A 16,874-nucleotide genomic window follows, 5' to 3' on the forward strand; every position below is an offset into this window, starting at 1 on the left:
CCGGCCCGGTCCGCCGGACAGAACCCGAGGGGCCGGGAGGCGTCCCCCTCAGAGGCGCGACGTTGCACCGATCACGAGGTGGGGGCAGAGCAGCACGATGGCACAGGGCACGGTCCAGGTGACGCACACCGGAACATCGCGTTGGCGGCGCCGCACAGGCGAGTACCCCTCCCTCGCCGCTGCTCTGGAGGCCGCCGGCGACGGGGACATCCTCACCGTGGCCCCCGGCACGTACCGCGAGAATCTGGTCGTCCAGCGCGCGGTGACGCTGCGCGGACCGGAGGGCGCCGTCGGCTCCGTGCGTATCGCGCCGGCCGACGGAGTGCCCCTGACGGTACGTGCCTCCGCCACCGTGCAGGACCTTCATGTGGAGGGCCAGGACTCGGCCGCGCCCGCGCTGCTCGTGGAGGACGGCACCCCGGAGCTCACGGGGCTGCGTATCGTCACCCGGTCCGCCGTCGGCCTCGAGGTCCGCGGCAGCGCGCGGCCCACGGTCCGCCGCTGCACCGTCGACAATCCGGCGGGCGTCGGGATCGGCGTACTGGACGGGGCGGGCGGTGTGTTCGAGGACTGCGAGGTGGTGTCCGCCGGCCAGTCCGGCGTGTCGGTGCGCGGAGGGGCGCATCCGCGACTCGAGCGCTGCCGGGTGCATCACGCTTCCGGCGCCGGCCTGAGCGTCACCGGTGAGGGCAGCGGCCTCGAGGCCATCGGCTGCGAGGTGTACGAGATCAAGGGCACGGGCGTCCAGGTCGCGTCCCGCGCCGGTGCGCATCTGACCGACTCGTCGGTGCACCGCACCTCGTCCGACGGTGTCACTCTCGACACCGACGCCGTCCTCACCCTCTCCGACTGCGACATCCACGACATACCGGAGAACGCGATCGACCTGCGCTCCCGGTCGGTGCTGACGCTCACCCGGTCGACGGTGCGCCGCTTCGGCCGCAACGGCCTGTCCGTGTGGGACCCGGGGACCCGGGTGGACGCCAACCGGTGCGAGATCCACGACAGCACGGGCGACTACCCCGCGGTCTGGGTCAGTGACGGCGCGACGGCGGTCCTCGACTCGTGCCGGGTGCACGACGTGCCCGACGCCCTGTTCGTCCTGGACCGCGGCTCACGCGTCGATGTCGTCGACAGCGACCTGTCGCAGGTCCGCAACACGGCCGTGTCGGTGAGCGACGGCGCGACGGCTCAGCTCGACGACTGCCGTATCCGCGAGGTCTCCACGGGCGCCTGGTTCCGCGACCACGGCAGCGGCGGCACGCTGAACGGCTGCACGGTCGACGCCGCGCAGACGGGCGTGATCGTCACCAAGGGCGCCGACCCGGTGATCGAGCGGTGCACGGTCACCTCCCCCGCCGAGGCCGGTTTCTACGTGTCGGCGGAGGGCCGCGGGACCTTCCGTGGCTGCCGGGTCACGGGCAGCGGCGGCTACGGCTTCCATGTGATGGACGGCTGCCGCACGACGCTGAGCCGCTGCCGCACCGAGCGTTGCGCCCGCGGCGGTTACGAGTTCGGTGAGGAGGAGGGCCCGGTCGTCGAGGACTGCACCAGCGACGAGAGCGGTATCGCGCGTCCGGGAGCGGAGCGGGCCACGGCCGTGGTGACGGAGACCAGGACGACGACCGGCCTGCTGTCCGCCGTCCCGGCGCAGACCGCCCAGTCCCCCGCCGCACCGACCCCGGCGGAGGACCCGGCCCGCGACTCCGGCGCGGTCCTCGGTGAACTGGACGCCCTGGTCGGCCTGGACAGCGTCAAGCGCGAGGTCCGCACGCTCACCAACATGATCGAGGTCGGCCGCCGCCGCCAGGAGGCAGGGCTCAAGGCCGCCTCCGTGCGCCGCCATCTGGTCTTCACCGGCTCCCCCGGCACCGGAAAGACGACGGTCGCCCGGCTGTACGGCGAGATCCTCGCCTCCCTCGGGGTGCTCGAGCGGGGGCACCTGGTCGAGGTCTCCCGGGTGGACCTGGTCGGCGAGCACATCGGCTCGACCGCCATCCGCACCCAGGAGGCGTTCGACCGGGCGCGCGGCGGTGTGCTCTTCATCGACGAGGCGTACGCGCTGTCCCCCGAGGACTCGGGCCGCGACTTCGGCAAGGAGGCCATCGACACCCTGGTGAAGCTGATGGAGGACCACCGGGACGCGGTCGTGGTCATCGTGGCCGGCTACACGGCCGAGATGCAGCGCTTCCTCGCGGTCAACCCCGGTGTGGCGTCCCGTTTCTCACGCACCATCACCTTCAGCGACTACGACCCCGAGGAACTGCTGCGGATCGTCGAGCAGCAGGCACAGGAGAACGAGTACCGCCTCGCGCAGGGCACCGCGGAGGGCCTGTTGAAGTACTTCACCGCACTGCCCAAGGGGCCCGCCTTCGGCAACGGTCGCACCGCTCGCCAGACGTTCGAGTCGATGGTGGAACGCCATGCGGTGCGGGTCGCCGAGCTCGCGGAGACGAGCACCGACGACCTCACCCTTCTCTACACGGAGGACCTGCCGGAACTGCCCTGACTCTGCCGCGGGACGAGTGGCGTCAGCCGGTCGAGCAGGGCGGCGCGCTCCTGGGCGAACAGCGGATCGGCCTGGTAGTCGGAATGCCCGAGGATCGGCTCCGGCAGCGGATGGCGCTCCGAACGCCCGTACACCACCGGGTCCTTGAGTGCCGCACGGTCGACGTCGGCCGGGTCCTCGCAGTCGGCGGGTCCGCTGTGCGGCCCTTCGCCGGCGATCAGCATCGGCCCGCCGATCGGGTCCGTGCGCCGCCACAGGTTGCGCCAGCAGTCGACCTCGCTGCTGAGCTGAAGCAGCGCCTTCGGCCCGAAGTACGCCGGGAACCACCGGCCGTAGAGGCGCTCGAGGGGTGATCCGTAGGTCAGGAGCGCCACCCTTCTGCGGGTGGCCGCGGGCAGCTGCCACACGGCGGCCGCGGCCAGCACGCTGCCCTGCGAGTGGCCGGAGATCACGAGCCGGCCGCCGGTCCGCGCGGTCCAGGTGCACATCCGCCAGGTCAGGTCGGGGACGGCGCGCTCCGCGTAGCAGGGCGGCGCGAAGGGATGGGCGGCGCGCGGCCAGAAGGTGCCCACGTCCCACAGGATGCCGATGGTGCGGCGGGCCGAGGCGTCGCGGTACGCGCGGCGGCCCATGGTGACGAACAGTATGAAGCCGAAGCCGATGAGCCACGATCCCAGCGCCTGGGCGGTCTCCGCGGCCGACTCGGCGGCTCCCGTACCGAAGGCACGGCCGGGCACCTCGCCGCTCAGCCAGGCGCCGCAGACGGCCCCGGCGCCGAGCAGCAGGGTCGCGCCGGAGACGATGCCCACCATGAGCGGTGCGACGTCGGTGAGCGCGGCACGGGCGCGGGTGCCCGCGATCCGGCGGGTGCGCACCGGGTCGCGACGGCCCGCGCCGGGGTCCCCGTCGAAGTACTCGGCCTCGACCTCCGGTGCGAGGCGGCGGGCGGTGAACCATGTCCGTACGAGGAGTACCAGGGCGGGGAGCAGCAGCACTGCCAGCAGGACGGGAATGACGGACGCCTGCCAGCTCAGCAGGACCGGGGGGCCCGGGATGGTTCCCTCACCGTCCATACCGGGAGTTCCCGGTCCGTCGAGCCAGTCGGCGACGCGCTGCGCCACACCTCCGGTCATCACCCCGCCGAGCGCGCACGCGAGCATCGCGACCGCGGGTCCGCCGAGCCCGTGCAGCACGGCACGCGGGTGGCGCGCCCGCCGGTGCAGCAGCCAGGCGGCCACGGCGAGCGCGACGACGAACAGCCCCTGGGCGAGCACGATGACGCGGAAGGTGACCTCTCCCGGCAGGGTGGCGCTCGACTCCCAGCCGGGACGTGACCAGGAGGCGTAGAGCAGCGACAGCGCGAGGAGCACCAGGGCCGCCCCCGGCAGGCAGCGCACGACGGCGCGGTCGAGGCGGGCGTCGATCCGCCGCTCGCTGCGGCCCCGGCGGCAGACCACCCACACCACGGCGGCCGCCCCTGCCACCAACGCGCCCTCCAGCAGCACCCCGCAGGTCCTCGACAGGGCGCTTCCCGCGGCGCGGTCGTGGCGGGCGGCCGCTCCGGCGACCGCGGCGGCGACGGTGAGGAATCCTGCCGCGGTGTGGGCGGCACGCAGGCGCGCGACGAGCCGGCGGCCGTACCAGAAGCCGGGCCTGCCCAGCGCGGGACGTAAGACCGGCGCCTGCCGCTCCGCAAACTCGTCGGGACCGCAGCCGGGCACTCCGAAGGCGTCGCGTTCGCCGTCCTCGTCCCCGTGCCCGTCCGCGTCCTCTTCCCCGGCTCCGTCCCCGTCCCCGTCCGTGGCCCCGTCCCCGTCCTCATCGTCGTCGTCGACAACGAGGACGCCGTCGCCCCCGGTCGGCGGACGCTGGGACTCGTACGCGCTCCAGGTCCGGTTGGACAGGTACCAGAGCAGCGAGACCAGTGCGGCGGGCACGGCCGCCGCGAGCGCCAGGCGGCGCCCCGGCTGGGACCACCAGCCGCCCTGCGCACTGGACATGAAACCGAGCCACGACCTGTCGCCGCTGCACTGCGCCGAGCCGGCGCACTGCCACGCCAGCAGGTCCAGCGCGACCTCGCAGGCCGCGGCCGTCAGCAGCACGGTCAGGCTCAGGGCGACCATGCGCACAAGCGCCCCGTACAGACGGGTGGTCCCGCGCCTGCCCTTGGCCCTGGGCCGCATCCAGTGCGCGAGATTGACGACCATGAAGGGGAGCAGCAGGAGCCAGAGCGCGCGAGCACCGTTGCCGGAGGTGAGGTTGGACCAGCAGTACGCCTCGGGAATGGGACGGTCGCGGTACTCGCCTGGCCGCTGCTCCGCATCCACGTCGTCGGTGCGGCGGTACACGGCGGCCTTCTCGTCGCCGGTTATCCGCACGGTCCGGGGATCGTCGAGCATTTCCTGCGGCGTGGCTCCGCCGACGCCGTGGACGAGCAGTTCGAGCGCGGGCCCGCCGCTCTGCGGCACCTGGGTGGCAGGGGGCACTGCGGTGACTCCCTCTTCAGTCGGGGGGAACGGAACGGGATCGGCCGGGCGGTGCAACCGGGCGGCGACGACAGAATCGCGGATCACGGCCATCACCGCGCCGCTCTCACGGAATCTCCCCGACCCCGCCCGGCAATACGCGTGCGAGGATGAGAAGCCTTGGCCACATCCCGGCGGGACGACGTGGCCGATCGACGACCCGGAAGGACCGGCCCCGGCGGTGAGCGACAACCAGAACCTGCTCGCGGAGCAGCGGCGTGCTCTGATCCTCGACGAGGTGCGCAGGCGAGGCGGGGTGCGGGTCAACGAACTCACCCGCAGGCTCAATGTCTCCGACATGACCGTCCGTCGCGATCTGGACGCTCTCGCCCGGCAGGGTGTCGTGGAGAAGGTGCACGGCGGTGCGGTGCCCGTCGCGGAGACGAGCACCCACGAGCCGGGGTTCGAGGCGAAGTCGGCGCTCGAACTGAGCGCGAAGGAGGACATCGCCCGGGCGGCGGCACGGCTGGTGGTGGCCGGAAGCGCGATCGCCCTGTCCGGAGGGACGACGACGTACGCGCTCGCGCATCATCTGCTGGAGGTTCCGGACCTGACCGTCGTCACCAACTCGGTACGGGTGGCCGACGTGTTCCATGCCGCCCAGCGGACCGGGGCGGCGGGCGCGCGGCGTCCGGGGGATGCGACGGTGGTGCTCACCGGCGGGATGCGCACACCGTCGGACTCGCTGGTGGGACCGGTGGCCGACCAGGCGATCCGCTCGCTGCACTTCGATGTGCTCTTCCTCGGTGTGCACGGCATCTCGGTGGAGGCCGGTCTGTCGACTCCGAATCTCGCGGAGGCGGAGACGAACCGCCGGCTCGTGCGGGCCGCACGCCGGGTGGTGGTGGTCGCGGACCACACCAAGTGGGGGACCGTGGGCCTGAGTTCGTTCGCCGAGTTGTCGGACGTCGACACCCTGGTGACCGATGCCGGGCTGCCGGCCGCGGCCCGCGAGGAGATCGCGGAGCATCTGCCCGGGCTGGTGGTGGCGGGCGAGCCGGAGTCCGCTGACGAGCAGGAAGACTGAGCCGGGCGTGAGCGTGTTCCGTATCGGGCGGACCACCGGCCTGGACGCCGGGGAGTGCTGGCTGCGGGTCACCGACTGGCCGGCCCACGCGGCCGGGGTGCCCTTGACGGCCGTCGTTGTGCGGAGCCCGTCGCCCACCGGGGTGGGCACTGTGTTCACCGCGCGCAGCACGCTGGGCCCCTTGGGCTTCGACGACCCGATGGAAGTCGTCGTCTGGGAGCCGCCGTCGGCCGGCCGCGCGGGTCGCTGCCGGCTCGAGAAGCGCGGCCGGGTGATCACCGGGTGGGCCGAGATCGAGGTGCACGCGAGGGACGCGGGCTCCGTGGTGCTGTGGGTGGAGGAGCTGCGGATCCGGTTCGTGCCGGGAGCGCTGGACCCTCTGGTGGCGCGGGTCGGCCGGCGGGTGTTCGGCCGTGCGCTCGACGGACTGCTCCGCGCGGAGACCCACCGCTGAGGGCGCGTGGGACCGGCTCTGCGGGAACCTGCCGCCGAGGGGCGGACAGCGCGGCGGGCGGCCGGCTATGGTGTGCGCTCCGATCCGGTCCACCGCCGTTGGAGGTCAGCGCCATGGCACGTCAACTCCGTTCCGTCGGCCTGGAGTTCGTGGAGAGCGCCCCGCTGCGCCTGGTCTTCTCCGCACACGTAGCGGCGGCCCCGCGGACTCTGTACGCGGCGCTCGCCGACGATGTGGCCGGCTGGCCGGACTGGTTCACCGCGGTGACCGCGGCTCGGCCCGTGGACGACGGCGCGGGCCGGGAGATCAGGCTCAAGGGCGGCACCGTCTTCACCGAGACCGTTCTCGCCAGGGAGCCGGACATCCGCTACGCGTACCGCGTCGACCAGACCAACGCCCCCGGCCTGCGAGCCCTGCTGGAGGAGTGGCGGATCACCCCCGCGGCCACGGGCACACGGGTGCAGTGGACGTTCGCGGCGGACGGCCCGGCGCCGCTGCGGGTCGCGCTGCGGCTCGGACGGCCGGGCCTGGGGCGCGCCTTCAGGGACGCGGTACGCAATCTGGACCGCCGGCTGGCCCGGCCGGCGGACCGCTGACACGCGGTGGGCCGAGCCGTGCTCAGCAGCGCCAGAGACCTCCGGCGAGGAACTCGTCGATCACCTGTGCGTACGGGCGGATGTCGAGCCCCTGCGCCGCGAGCCAGGTGTCGGAGTAGTACTTGTCGAGGTAGCGGTCCCCCGGATCGCAGATCAGGGTGACGACGCTGCCCTTCTCCCCCGCGGCCACCATCTCGGCGACGATCTTCAGCGCGCTCCACAGTCCGGTGCCGGTCGAGCCGCCCGCCTTGCGCCCGATAGCGCCCTCCAGCGCGCGTACCGCGGCGACGCTGGCGGCGTCGGGCACCTTCATCATCCGGTCGACTGCCCCGGGCACGAAGCTGGGTTCCATACGGGGCCGGCCGATGCCCTCGATGCGGGAGCCGCAGTCGCTGCTCGCCTGCGGGTCACCGTGCGTCCAGCCGTCGAAGAAACAGGAGTTCTCCGGGTCGGGGACGCAGATCCGGGTGTCGTGCTGCATGTAGTGCACGTACCGGGCGATGGTCGCGGACGTGCCTCCGGTACCGGCCGTCGCGACGATCCAGGCCGGCTCCGGATAGCGCTCGAGCCGGAGTTGCTGGTAGATCGACTCGGCGATGTTGTTGTTGCCGCGCCAGTCGGTCGCCCGTTCCGCGTAGGTGAACTGGTCCATGTAGTGGCCGCCGGTCCGCTCGGCGAGAGCGGCGGACTCGTCGTACATCTTCCGGGAGTCGTCCACGAAGTGGCACTGCCCGCCGTGGAACTCGATCAGCCGGATCTTCTCCGCGCTCGTGGTGCGCGGCATGACGGCGACGAAGGGCACGCCGATCAGCTTGGCGAAGTAGGCCTCGGACACGGCGGTCGAGCCGCTCGACGCCTCGATCACGGGCTTGCCGGGTCTGATCCAGCCGTTGCAGAGCCCGTAGAGGAACAGCGAGCGTGCCAGACGGTGCTTGAGGCTGCCGGTGGGATGGGTGGACTCGTCCTTGAGGTAGAGGTCGATGCCCCACTCCTCTGGCAGCGGGAAGCGCAGCAGGTGTGTGTCGGCCGAGCGGTTGGCGTCGGCCTGGACCTTCCGTACGGCTTCTTTCAGCCATGCCCGGTAGTGCGGATCGCTGCGGTCGACGTCGACGGTCGCGACCGCGCCACCGGGAGCCGCCTGCTCCCCCGTGCTGTTCATGCTGGGCCCTTCCTTCGCGGTCATGTGGTGCGGCCGTCCGGCACCACTCGCAACAGTAAGCCCCTCACCTGCGTAAACGTTCGCTTTGGGTATCCATAGGCGTCGCTTGTGGCGTGACGGTGCGGGGCGTACTGGCATGTGCGGCACGAGTTGTGCACACTTTCAGGAGGAAAGCTGCGAAGGGGGCGGACAGATGTCCATGGCAGAGCCGGAGTTCAGCGCCACGGGTGTGCGTATCGAACGCTGGCCCCGCTCGCTCACCCGTTCCGGACAGGTGCTGATCAAGGACGGCAGGCTGGCGCTGATGACCAGTTACGGCCGGGTGATCGAGAGCGCCCCGGTGCGCGCGGTCACGGCGGGACGGCCGTGGTTCGCCGGCAAGGAGAGCACGGTGGCGACGCTGAACGGCAAAAGGTACCGGCTGACCATGGGCCAGCGCAGTCGGCGGCCGGAGCGCGGGCGGGCCCTGGCCGGACGTTTCCTGGAGGCGGTGCGCGGCGCGGGCGGTTCCCGGCACTGAGGTCGGCGAAGGGCGCCACTGCCCGACGACGCAACAACCCCCGAAGACGCACCATCCCGACGAGCGACACCACCGGCCCGGGCAACACCACTGGCCGCGGGGCGGGCGTCGAGGCCAGAGGCGGTATCGAGTCGTGCAGGGGGCTCCGGCCGTACGCCGCCGTTCGCGTACGGGCTCGGCGAGTTGCGGGCGGGAGGGCGGTGGTTCACGCTGGAACCACATCACTCAGGGTACATCGGCGGTCACGCTGTGATCCAGCCCCGCCGGTCTGATCAGCAGGTCGGCCGCCTGCTGGATCGCTTTACTCGTCTTCTTCCGGACTATTTCGGGGAGTCGCAGCCGTGATCAGCCAGCCAAGCAGGCACTGCACGGTGGAGCTCCAGGCCCTGCCGTCGCGGATCGGTCAGGTCCGCAGAATCATCTCGGCGCAACTGCGCTACTGGCATCTCGATCCTCTGATCGACCATGCGGCGCTCGGCGTCACCGAGTTGCTGACCAATGTCCACCGGCACGCACAGCCGGACAAGATGTGCACGGTCGACGTCGAGCTGCTCCTCGACCGGCTCACCGTCTCCGTGCACGACCACGACCCACGTCTGCCGACGGTCCGGGACCCCGGCATGTCCGCCACCTCCGGGCGCGGGCTCGCGCTGGTGGCGGCCGTGAGCGAGAGCTGGGGCGCGAGGCCCCAGGGCGAGACGGGGAAGGTCGTCTGGTTCACCCTTCCGGCCGTCTCCCCCGCCGTCGCCCTGCCCGAGTACCGGGCGGTGTACGGGGCGACGACCATCGGCCTGTTCGCCGGGACGCCCGAGACCGAGACGGTGCGGGTCGGCCCGGAGGCGGAGACGGCCGGAGCCCGGTCGGCCGTCGCCGGCTGACCGGGCGGGCCGGGGAACATCAGTCCCCGGCGACGGCTCGCAGTACGTCGAGACGCGCCGCGCGGCGGGCGGGACGTCTGCCCGCGACCGCTCCTGCCAGGAGTCCGACCGCGGCGACCACGAGGAGCTGCACCGGCGGCACGGCGAACGCGAAGGCCGTGTCGCCCGAGCCCTCGGAAGCCCTCACGAGCACCCAGCCCAGCAGCGCGCCGAGCACCAGACCGCCGGCGGTGCCGTACGCGGCGACCAGGACGGACTCCCAGCGCACCATGGCTCGCAGCTGGGTCCTGGTCTGACCGACGGCGCGCAACAGTCCGAGCTCGCGGGTGCGTTCGTGGACGGCGAGGGTGAGGGCGTTGGCGATGCCGAGGAGCGCGATCACCACCGCGAGCGCGAGCAGCGCGTAGACGAGGGTCAGCATCATGTCGATGGCTCCGGCGGCGCTGCGCGCGTAGTCGTCCCGGGTCTGCACCTCCGGGTCGCCCAGGCCCGCCGCGGCCGCCTCGACCGCCGCCTTGCCGTCGGCGGTGCTCACACCGTCCTCGAAGGTGACGGAGACAAGGCTGTCGGAGTCCTGACCGCGGTGCGGGGCCCATGCCTCGCGGGTGATGACGTAGTCGCCGGCCAGCTCCGACTCCTCGTACACGGCGCGGACGGTGAACGTCTGCCGGGTGCCGTCGGTGAAGGTCAGCCCGGCGGTGGAACCCGGCTTCCAGCCGTGCTCGTCCGCCTCGGTCTCCGCGACGGCGATGCCGTCCCCGCCCAGCGAGGCGAGAGTGCCCTGGACGTCGCCGAGCTCGAACCCGTCGGCGAGGGCTGCCGGGTCGGTGACCGTCAGACTGCGGCCGGCGCCGTCGACCTCGGCGACGCCTCGGCCGAGTCCGACCGCGGTGCGCACCTCGGGGAGTTCCGCGAGCGCCGGTGCCAGCTTCGGGCTCAGTCCGCTGCCGCCCGCTCCGAACGCCGGCGCGCTCACCGCGACGTCGCCCGCGAAGGACCGGGAGACCGTGCGGTCCATGGTCGCCTTGAGGGAGGCTCCGAAGACGGTGAAGAGGGAGACGACCGCGACGCCGATCATCAGCGCGGCCGCCGTCGACGCGGTGCGCCGGGGGCTGCGCAGGGCGTTGCGCCTGGCCAGGGAGCCGGTGACGCCGCGCAGACGGTCCAGCGGCCCGCCCAGGATCCGCACCGCCCGGCCGGCCGCGACGGGTCCGAGTGTCACGAACGCGGCGAGGACCAGCGCGGCACCGGTCGCGGCGAGTGCGAGGGAGGGGGTGGCCAGCACGCCGGCGAGGACGACGGCGACACCGGTGAGCATCACGGCACCGCCCCCGTACGCCCGCTTCCCCGATGCGGCCGAGTCGTCCACGGTGCTCTCGCGCAGGGCCGCCAGTGGCGCGGTGCGGCCGGCGCGCAGGGCGGGGATCAGCGCTGAGGCGAGGCAGACGAGCACGCCCACGGCGAGCGGCAGCAGCAGGGAGACGCCGCTGACCACCAGCGCGCCGTCGGGGAACGGGAAGCCGACGGCCGGGAACAGCGCCTGCATGCCGGCAGCCACGCCGATGCCGGCAAGCAGCCCCACGGCACAGGCGGCGAGGGCGACGACCGCCGCCTCGACCAGTGTCGACCCGACGATCTGGCGGCGGGAGGCGCCCAGCGCCCGCAGCAGCGCGTTCTCCCGGGTGCGCTGGGCGATCACGATGGCGAAGGTGTTGTGGATCGAGAAGGTCGCGACGAACAGCACGATGCCGGAGAAGACCAGCAGCAGTGTGGTGAACAGGCCCAGGAACCGGCCGGAGATCATCTCCCGGTTCTCCTCGGTTGACTGAGCCCCCGTGATGGCCTCGACACCGGCGGGGAGTACCGGCGCGAGGGCGTCGACGAGTTCCTGCTGGGTGGTGTCCGGACCTGCCCGTACCTGGATGGACGCCGCCTCACCGGGCCGGGAGGTGAGGTACTTCTCGGCGTCGGCGCGGGTCATGCCGGTGAACGTGGCCTGTCCCATGCCGTCCTCGCCGCCGAACGCGGCGAGTCCGACGACGGTGACGCGCACGGGGTCGGGCGTGCGCAGCACGGTGGTGTCGCCGATCTCGAGTCCGCCGCTGTCGGCGGCGCCGCGGTTGACGACGACCTCGCCGGTCGCGGCCGGTGCCCGGCCCTCGGCGAGCCGGTACGGGTTGAGCTGCGGGTCCTGGATCCAGTTGCCGGCGACGGTGGGCGGGCCCTGGCCGCCGATCGGCTCGCCGTCGGAGCCGATGAGCCGGCCGGCGCCCCTGATGTCGGGTTCCGCCGCGGCGACACCGGGCGTCCTCTCGATACGGGACACCAGGTCGGTGCGCACCGGCTGCCGGGTGCCCTGGGCCTCGCCGGAGACCGTGACGACGTTGGAGCCTCGTACGACGGCGTCCGTACCCGCGGTGGCTGTGGCGAACAGGTTGTCGAAACCGGCACGGAGGGTGTCGCCCATGACGAGTGTGCCGGTCAGGAAGGCGACGCCGAGCAGGACGGCGGTGAAGGTTCCCGCGAAGCGGCGTCGGTGGGCGCGCAGGGCGTTGAAGCTGAGGCGCAGGGACGCGCCGGCGCTGGTCATTTCGCCACCTCCTGCCGGGCCGGCGTCGCCGTGTCGAACGCCTTGAGGCGGTCGAGGACCCGGTCGGCGGTCGGCTCGGCCATGCGGTCGACGAGGCGGCCGTCGGCGAGGAAGACGACCTCGTCGGCGTGGGCGGCGGCGACCGGGTCGTGGGTGACCATGACGACGGTGCGACCGGTGCGGCGGACCGTGCCGCCGAGGAGCCGGAGCACCTCCTCCCCGGAACGCGAGTCCAGGTTGCCGGTGGGTTCGTCGGCGAAGACCACGTCGGGGCTGCCGGCGAACGCGCGTGCCACGGCCACTCGCTGCTGCTGGCCGCCGGAGAGCTCGCTCGGCCGGTGGTGAAGCCGGTCCCGCAGGCCGACCGTGTCGATGAGGGCGTCCAGCCCTTGCGCGTCGGGGCGTTCGCCGGAGAGGTCCATGGGGAGGGTGATGTTCTCCGCCACCGTGAGGGTGGGGATCAGGTTGAACGCCTGGAAGACGAAACCGACACGCTCCCGGCGGAGCAGGGTGAGCCTGCGGTCGTCGAGGCCGCCGAGGTCGGTGTCGCCGATGAACGCCGAGCCCGACGTGAGAGTGTCGAGCCCGGCGGCGCAGTGCATGAGTGTCGACTTGCCCGAGCCGGAAGGCCCCATGATCGCGGTGAAGCGGCCGGCCGCGAAGTCGACGCTCACGCCGTCCAGTGCCCTCACCTCGGTGTCTCCGCTGCCGTAGACCTTCACGGCGTCGACGACCCGGGCGGCGGTGCGTGTCCCGTTGACGGCGGAGGTCATGCGGCACCGTCCTTGGAGACGCGGCCGAACTGCTCGTCCAGGACGGACAGCCGTCGCCAGTACTCCTCCTCGTCGATCTCTCCCGCGGCGAAGCGGCGCCCGAGGACGGCGATCGGGGAGCTCTCGGCGATGGGCGGACGTCCGCTCTGCCACCGGGCGGGGCGGCCGCGCCAGATGCCGGTGCGGCGCAGGACGGTGACGGCGCCGACGACGACGGCCGCCCAGATCAGCGGGAAGAGAAGGATCCACGGGCCGGGCCCGTCGTAGGCGAATGTGTTCATCTCGGTTCAGCTCCTCGGTGGTTTCACTCCTGTTTCGCTGCTTCCGAGAGTCCCGCCGGCAGGGGGTCCGAGTCGTCGTACGGCCAGCGGCAGTGCGGATACGTCCTGGGGAGTACGCGGACGGGGCGTGGCTGCTTCCCATGCCGATGGATTCTGTACCTACTGGTATGTACAGTGTTGCCGTGAGCACCTCGGAGCGGTTGATCGAAGCCACGCGCGAACTGCTGTGGGAACGCGGCTACGTGGGCACCAGCCCCAAGGCGATCCAGCACCTCGCGGGCGCCGGACAGGGCAGCATGTACCACCACTTCGCGGGCAAGCCCGACCTCGCGCTGGCCGCCGTCCGGCGCACCGCGCAGGAGCTGCGGGCGGCCGCGGGGGCGTCGCTCGACGGGCCGGGCACCGCGTACGAGCGCATCGAGGCCTATCTGCTGCGCGAGCGGGACGTGCTGCGCGGCTGCCCCGTCGGCCGGCTGACCATGGACCCGGACGTCGTCGCGGACGACACGCTGCGCGCGCCGGTCGAGGAGACGCTCGACTGGCTGCGGGACCGGCTCTCGGCGATCGTCCGGGAAGGCCGGGCGAAGGGCGAGTTGCGGCCGGACCTGGCGCCCGCCGAGATCGCTGCGACGATCGTGGCGACCGTCCAGGGCGGCTACGTACTGGCCCGCGCCTCCGGTTCGACGGCCGCCTTCGACGCGGGGGTCAGGGGGCTGCTCTCACTGCTCGGACCGTCAACGACAGAAGAGGGCTGAGAAGACCGTGCACGCCATGCAGTACGAGATCACCCTGCCCGCGGACTACGACATGAACATCATCCGCGAGCGGGTCGCCACGCGGGGGCACCTCCTCGACGACTTCCCCGGCCTCGGGCTCAAGGCCTACCTGATGCGCGAACGGGGCGCGGACTCGCCGGTGAACCAGTACGCGCCGCTGTATCTGTGGACGGCGCCGGAAGGCATGAACGATTTCCTGTGGGGGCGGGGATTCGCGGGAGTCGTCGATGACTTCGGGCGGCCGGACGTGCAGCACTGGACGGGGCTCGCCTTCCACGAGGGCCGTTCGGCGTCGTCCCGCGCGCAAACCGCGATTCGGCGCCGCCGGCGCGTCCCCGCGGGTGTACTGCCGGGGCCGGTCGTCGAGGAGGCTCTGGCGGAGACCGGCCGGCTCGCGGCGCTCGACGGCGCGGTCTGCGCGGCGCTCGCGATCGACCCGCGCAACTGGGAACTGCTGTACGTCACGCTGTGGGACCACGACTCCCCCGAAGCCGCCGGTGACTGGTACCAGGTCCTTCACCTCTCGCAGCCGGAACGCTCCGCACTGCGCCCGGGCAGGCACTGGTGAGCCGTCATCACGCCCGGTGCCGGTGGTCCGGCGCCTGCGCTTGCTACCGCTCCCTCGACATCTGACGTCCGGTCCACACCTCGTGCCCGATGCGGCCCGCGATCGCCCCGCCGTAGACGACCACTCCGACGCCGACCAGCCATGACTGGACCACCAGTACCGTGCCGAACGGACCGTAGGTCACCGCGTTCGAGGCGATGAGCGGGGAGAAGACCAACTGGGAGAAGCCTCTCAGCCCGGCCAGGGCGACGGCGGTCGCCACCGCGCCGGGCAGCAGGGCCCGCCAGCGGACCCGTCCGCAGAGCAGCACCCGCTGGGAGGCCCAGAAGAACAGCACCGTGCCGGACACGTCGCCGATCGCTCCTATGACGTCCGACATCGTGGAATCGCCGGGCAGCGGCGTGCTCACGAAGACCATGAGGTAGACGATGAGCATCGCCAGCCACACCACATGGCGCCACATGGTGTGCCAGCGGGCGGCCGGAAGGTCCCAGACCTTCTCGTAGGTGGTCTGCACCGCGGAGCCGAAGGTGAGTCCGAAGACGACGAGAGCGGCGATGCCGAATGCAGTGGTGCGCTGCAGGGCCTGCCCCGGCATGCCGAACAGCCGCTCGACCTCGTCCTGGGAGGATTCCGCGATCCCCAGTGCCTGGCTCAGCCAGCGGGCGAACCCCTGGCCGCTGGTCGGGTCGGTGGCCGCGACGACGATGAGCAGCGGTACGAGCGTCACGAAGCCGAGCGCGGCGAAGCCCATGGCGCGGTGCAGCAGTTCGAGGTCGCGGGCCAGGCTCCAGCCGACCCCGACCGGTGACCCGGCCAGCCCGCGCCACAGGCGCAGGAGGAGGTGCGGGCGGGCGGGCTCGGTGCTCACACGTCGTGGCCTACCCGCCAGAGCCCCGCGGGCCGCCGCCGATGCCCCCGGACGGGTGGTCCGGGGGCGGGCCCGGTTCGTCAGGTGAGCGCGCCGAGAGGGTCGTCCAGGACCGGCTGCCACGCCAGTTCCGCAGCCCCGACAAGGCTGTTGTGGTCGAGAGTGCAGGCCAGGATGGGGACTCCGCCGCTGCTGCGGCCCCACAGGCTGCGGTCGGCGACGACGGCACGCAGCCGGTCCGGGTCGGCGTCGAGCAGTTCGCGGTGGAGCCCGCCCAGGATGATGCGGTCCGGGTTGAGGATGTTGACGAGGCCCGCGAGTCCCAGGCCCAGGCGGTCGACGAGTTCCTCCGCGGCACCTCGTACGTGGGGGTCGTCGTACTCCTCGCGGAGCAGGTCCCGCGCCCGCTGGAGCAGGGAGACCTCGGGGCCGGGGGTGCGGCCCGCGGCCGTCAGGAAGGCGAGCGGGTCGGTCTCGACGTCGAGGCAGCCGCGACTGCCGCAGTGGCAGGGGCGGCCCTCGGGATTGACTGTGAGGTGGCCGACCTCCAGCGCGAGTCCGGAGCTTCCGCTGTGCAGGCGCCCGTCTAGGACCAGGGCGCCGCCGACACCGCGGTGCCCGGTGGCGACGCACAGCAGGTGCTGGGCGCCACGGCCGGCGCCGTGGCGGTGCTCGGCGAGCGCGGCGAGGTTGACGTCGTTGCCCGCGAAGGCGGGACCGGCGATGCCCGCCGCGCCGACGCGCTCGGCGAAGATGTCCCGCACCGGGGCACCGGCGGCCCAGGCGAGGTGGAGCGGATTGAGCGCGGTGCCCTCGGGTTCGGCGACCGCGGACGGGACCGCGAGTCCGGCGCCGACGCAGCGTCGGCCGCTGCGCCGCAGCAGGTCGGCGCCCGCGTCGACGACTTCCCCGAGGACCTGGGCGGGGTCGGCCTGGACGGTGACGCAGCCGGGGGCGGTGGCGACGATCCGTCCGCCGAGCCCGACGAGCGCGGCGCGGAATCCGTCGGCGTGCACCTGCGCGGCGAGGACCACGGGGCCGCTGTCGTCGACGGAGAGGCGGTGGGAGGGCCGGCCCTGCGAGCCGGCGGCCGCGCCGGGCCTGGAGTCGACGCGGATCAGGCCGAGCGCTTCCAGTTCCGCGGCGACGGCGCCCGCGGTGGCGCGGGTGACGCCGAGTTCGGCGGTGAGCACGGCACGCGTGGGCGCACGTCCGGTGTGAACCAGTTCCAGGGCGGGGCCGAGCGCGCTGCGGCCCCTCTCCAGTCTCGTCCGGGTGGACGTCGCCTTGCCGTTCATGAAGGCGAGTCTCCCATGATCGGAGAGGTGCGAGCGCTGCTGCACGGGG

General features: G+C 72.7%; 15 protein-coding genes. 8 read left to right on the forward strand and 7 right to left on the reverse strand.

The genetic code is table 11. The features are described 5' to 3' along the window. The first annotated feature begins 97 nt into the window (after positions 1-97). Entirely contained in the window at positions 98-2,509 is a 2,412-nt protein-coding gene (locus ACFYV1_RS25560; RefSeq protein ID WP_389397906.1) for a right-handed parallel beta-helix repeat-containing protein, read from the forward strand. Here the strand turns inward: ACFYV1_RS25560 and ACFYV1_RS25565 are convergent. After that, the gene (locus ACFYV1_RS25565) at positions 2,479-4,995 is read right to left on the reverse strand and encodes a hypothetical protein (protein WP_389397907.1); all 2,517 of its coding nucleotides are present in this window, start codon (positions 4,993-4,995) and stop codon (positions 2,479-2,481) included. The two genes, ACFYV1_RS25560 and ACFYV1_RS25565, sit on opposite strands and share 31 nt — an antisense overlap. Before the next feature lie 220 nt (positions 4,996-5,215). Here ACFYV1_RS25565 and ACFYV1_RS25570 point away from each other — a divergent pair, with 220 nt between their 5' ends. The 3 genes from ACFYV1_RS25570 (at position 5,216) to ACFYV1_RS25580 (ending at position 7,111) form a co-directional block, all read left to right on the forward strand. Continuing rightward, positions 5,216-6,061: a DeoR/GlpR family DNA-binding transcription regulator gene (locus tag ACFYV1_RS25570; protein ID WP_389397908.1), complete on the forward strand. Its 846-nt coding sequence runs from the start codon at positions 5,216-5,218 to the stop codon at positions 6,059-6,061. Positions 6,062-6,068: 7 nt separating this feature from the next. Next, on the forward strand, positions 6,069-6,515 hold the full coding sequence (locus tag ACFYV1_RS25575; protein ID WP_389397909.1) for an SRPBCC family protein: 447 nt from the start codon (positions 6,069-6,071) through the stop codon (positions 6,513-6,515). 113 nt (positions 6,516-6,628) lie between these two features. After that, positions 6,629-7,111: an SRPBCC family protein gene (locus ACFYV1_RS25580; protein WP_389397910.1), complete on the forward strand. Its 483-nt coding sequence runs from the start codon at positions 6,629-6,631 to the stop codon at positions 7,109-7,111. A 22-nt stretch (positions 7,112-7,133) separates the two neighbouring features. Here the strand turns inward: ACFYV1_RS25580 and ACFYV1_RS25585 are convergent, their stop codons facing one another. Then, entirely contained in the window at positions 7,134-8,270 is a 1,137-nt protein-coding gene (locus ACFYV1_RS25585; RefSeq protein ID WP_389397911.1) for a PLP-dependent cysteine synthase family protein, read from the reverse strand. Positions 8,271-8,463: 193 nt separating this feature from the next. On the opposite strand from ACFYV1_RS25585, the gene ACFYV1_RS25590 reads away from it, so the two are divergent. Next, positions 8,464-8,790, forward strand: coding sequence for a hypothetical protein (locus tag ACFYV1_RS25590; protein WP_389397912.1), 327 nt, complete (start codon positions 8,464-8,466; stop codon positions 8,788-8,790). 341 nt (positions 8,791-9,131) lie between these two features. Then, positions 9,132-9,668, forward strand: a complete 537-nt coding sequence (locus tag ACFYV1_RS25595) for an ATP-binding protein (RefSeq protein ID WP_389397913.1) — start codon at positions 9,132-9,134, stop codon at positions 9,666-9,668. A 19-nt stretch (positions 9,669-9,687) separates the two neighbouring features. On the opposite strand, the gene ACFYV1_RS25600 is transcribed toward ACFYV1_RS25595, so the two are convergent. Genes ACFYV1_RS25600 through ACFYV1_RS25610 form a run of 3 tightly spaced genes read right to left on the reverse strand, consistent with a single transcriptional unit; the run spans position 9,688 to position 13,312 of the window. Further along, entirely contained in the window at positions 9,688-12,258 is a 2,571-nt protein-coding gene (locus ACFYV1_RS25600) for an ABC transporter permease (RefSeq protein ID WP_389397914.1), read from the reverse strand. Next, positions 12,255-13,031 (reverse strand): ABC transporter ATP-binding protein, encoded by a 777-nt coding sequence (locus ACFYV1_RS25605; protein ID WP_389397915.1) that lies wholly within the window; start codon positions 13,029-13,031, stop codon positions 12,255-12,257. Before ACFYV1_RS25605 ends, ACFYV1_RS25600 begins: the two co-directional genes overlap by 4 nt. Beyond that, a complete protein-coding gene (locus ACFYV1_RS25610; RefSeq protein WP_389397916.1) occupies positions 13,028-13,312 on the reverse strand; it encodes an SHOCT domain-containing protein in 285 nt (94 codons plus the stop codon). Before ACFYV1_RS25610 ends, ACFYV1_RS25605 begins: the two co-directional genes overlap by 4 nt. 167 nt (positions 13,313-13,479) lie before the next feature. Between ACFYV1_RS25610 and ACFYV1_RS25615 the strand changes: the two genes are divergently transcribed. Both ACFYV1_RS25615 and ACFYV1_RS25620 read left to right on the forward strand, forming a co-directional pair. After that, positions 13,480-14,067 carry a TetR/AcrR family transcriptional regulator gene (locus ACFYV1_RS25615; protein WP_389397917.1) on the forward strand — a complete coding sequence of 196 codons (588 nt, stop codon included), beginning with the start codon at positions 13,480-13,482 and terminating at the stop codon, positions 14,065-14,067. Between the two features lie 7 nt (positions 14,068-14,074). Next, on the forward strand, positions 14,075-14,656 hold the full coding sequence (locus tag ACFYV1_RS25620; protein WP_389397918.1) for a DUF4865 family protein: 582 nt from the start codon (positions 14,075-14,077) through the stop codon (positions 14,654-14,656). Positions 14,657-14,699: 43 nt separating this feature from the next. On the opposite strand, the gene ACFYV1_RS25625 is transcribed toward ACFYV1_RS25620, so the two are convergent. Both ACFYV1_RS25625 and ACFYV1_RS25630 read right to left on the reverse strand, forming a co-directional pair. Next, positions 14,700-15,527 carry a YhjD/YihY/BrkB family envelope integrity protein gene (locus ACFYV1_RS25625; protein WP_389397919.1) on the reverse strand — a complete coding sequence of 276 codons (828 nt, stop codon included), beginning with the start codon at positions 15,525-15,527 and terminating at the stop codon, positions 14,700-14,702. 80 nt (positions 15,528-15,607) lie between these two features. Beyond that, on the reverse strand, positions 15,608-16,825 hold the full coding sequence (locus ACFYV1_RS25630) for an ROK family protein (protein WP_389397920.1): 1,218 nt from the start codon (positions 16,823-16,825) through the stop codon (positions 15,608-15,610). Positions 16,826-16,874: the final 49 nt, after the last annotated feature.

Source organism: Streptomyces sp. NPDC003023, assembly GCF_042888225.1.
GTDB lineage: Bacteria > Actinomycetota > Actinomycetes > Streptomycetales > Streptomycetaceae > Streptomyces.

Excerpts from the sequence above, each read along its gene's own strand:
- ACFYV1_RS25560 (WP_389397906.1), top strand. The coding sequence starts at position 98 with ATGGCACAGGGCACGGTCCAGGTGACGCACACCGGAACATCGCGTTGG.
- ACFYV1_RS25580 (WP_389397910.1), top strand. The coding sequence starts at position 6,629 with ATGGCACGTCAACTCCGTTCCGTCGGCCTGGAGTTCGTGGAGAGCGCC.
- ACFYV1_RS25585 (WP_389397911.1), bottom strand. The coding sequence starts at position 8,270 with ATGAACAGCACGGGGGAGCAGGCGGCTCCCGGTGGCGCGGTCGCGACC.
- ACFYV1_RS25590 (WP_389397912.1), top strand. The coding sequence starts at position 8,464 with ATGTCCATGGCAGAGCCGGAGTTCAGCGCCACGGGTGTGCGTATCGAA.
- ACFYV1_RS25600 (WP_389397914.1), bottom strand. The coding sequence starts at position 12,258 with ATGACCAGCGCCGGCGCGTCCCTGCGCCTCAGCTTCAACGCCCTGCGC.
- ACFYV1_RS25605 (WP_389397915.1), bottom strand. The coding sequence starts at position 13,031 with ATGACCTCCGCCGTCAACGGGACACGCACCGCCGCCCGGGTCGTCGAC.
- ACFYV1_RS25610 (WP_389397916.1), bottom strand. The coding sequence starts at position 13,312 with ATGAACACATTCGCCTACGACGGGCCCGGCCCGTGGATCCTTCTCTTC.
- ACFYV1_RS25615 (WP_389397917.1), top strand. The coding sequence starts at position 13,480 with ATGTACAGTGTTGCCGTGAGCACCTCGGAGCGGTTGATCGAAGCCACG.
- ACFYV1_RS25630 (WP_389397920.1), bottom strand. The coding sequence starts at position 16,825 with ATGAACGGCAAGGCGACGTCCACCCGGACGAGACTGGAGAGGGGCCGC.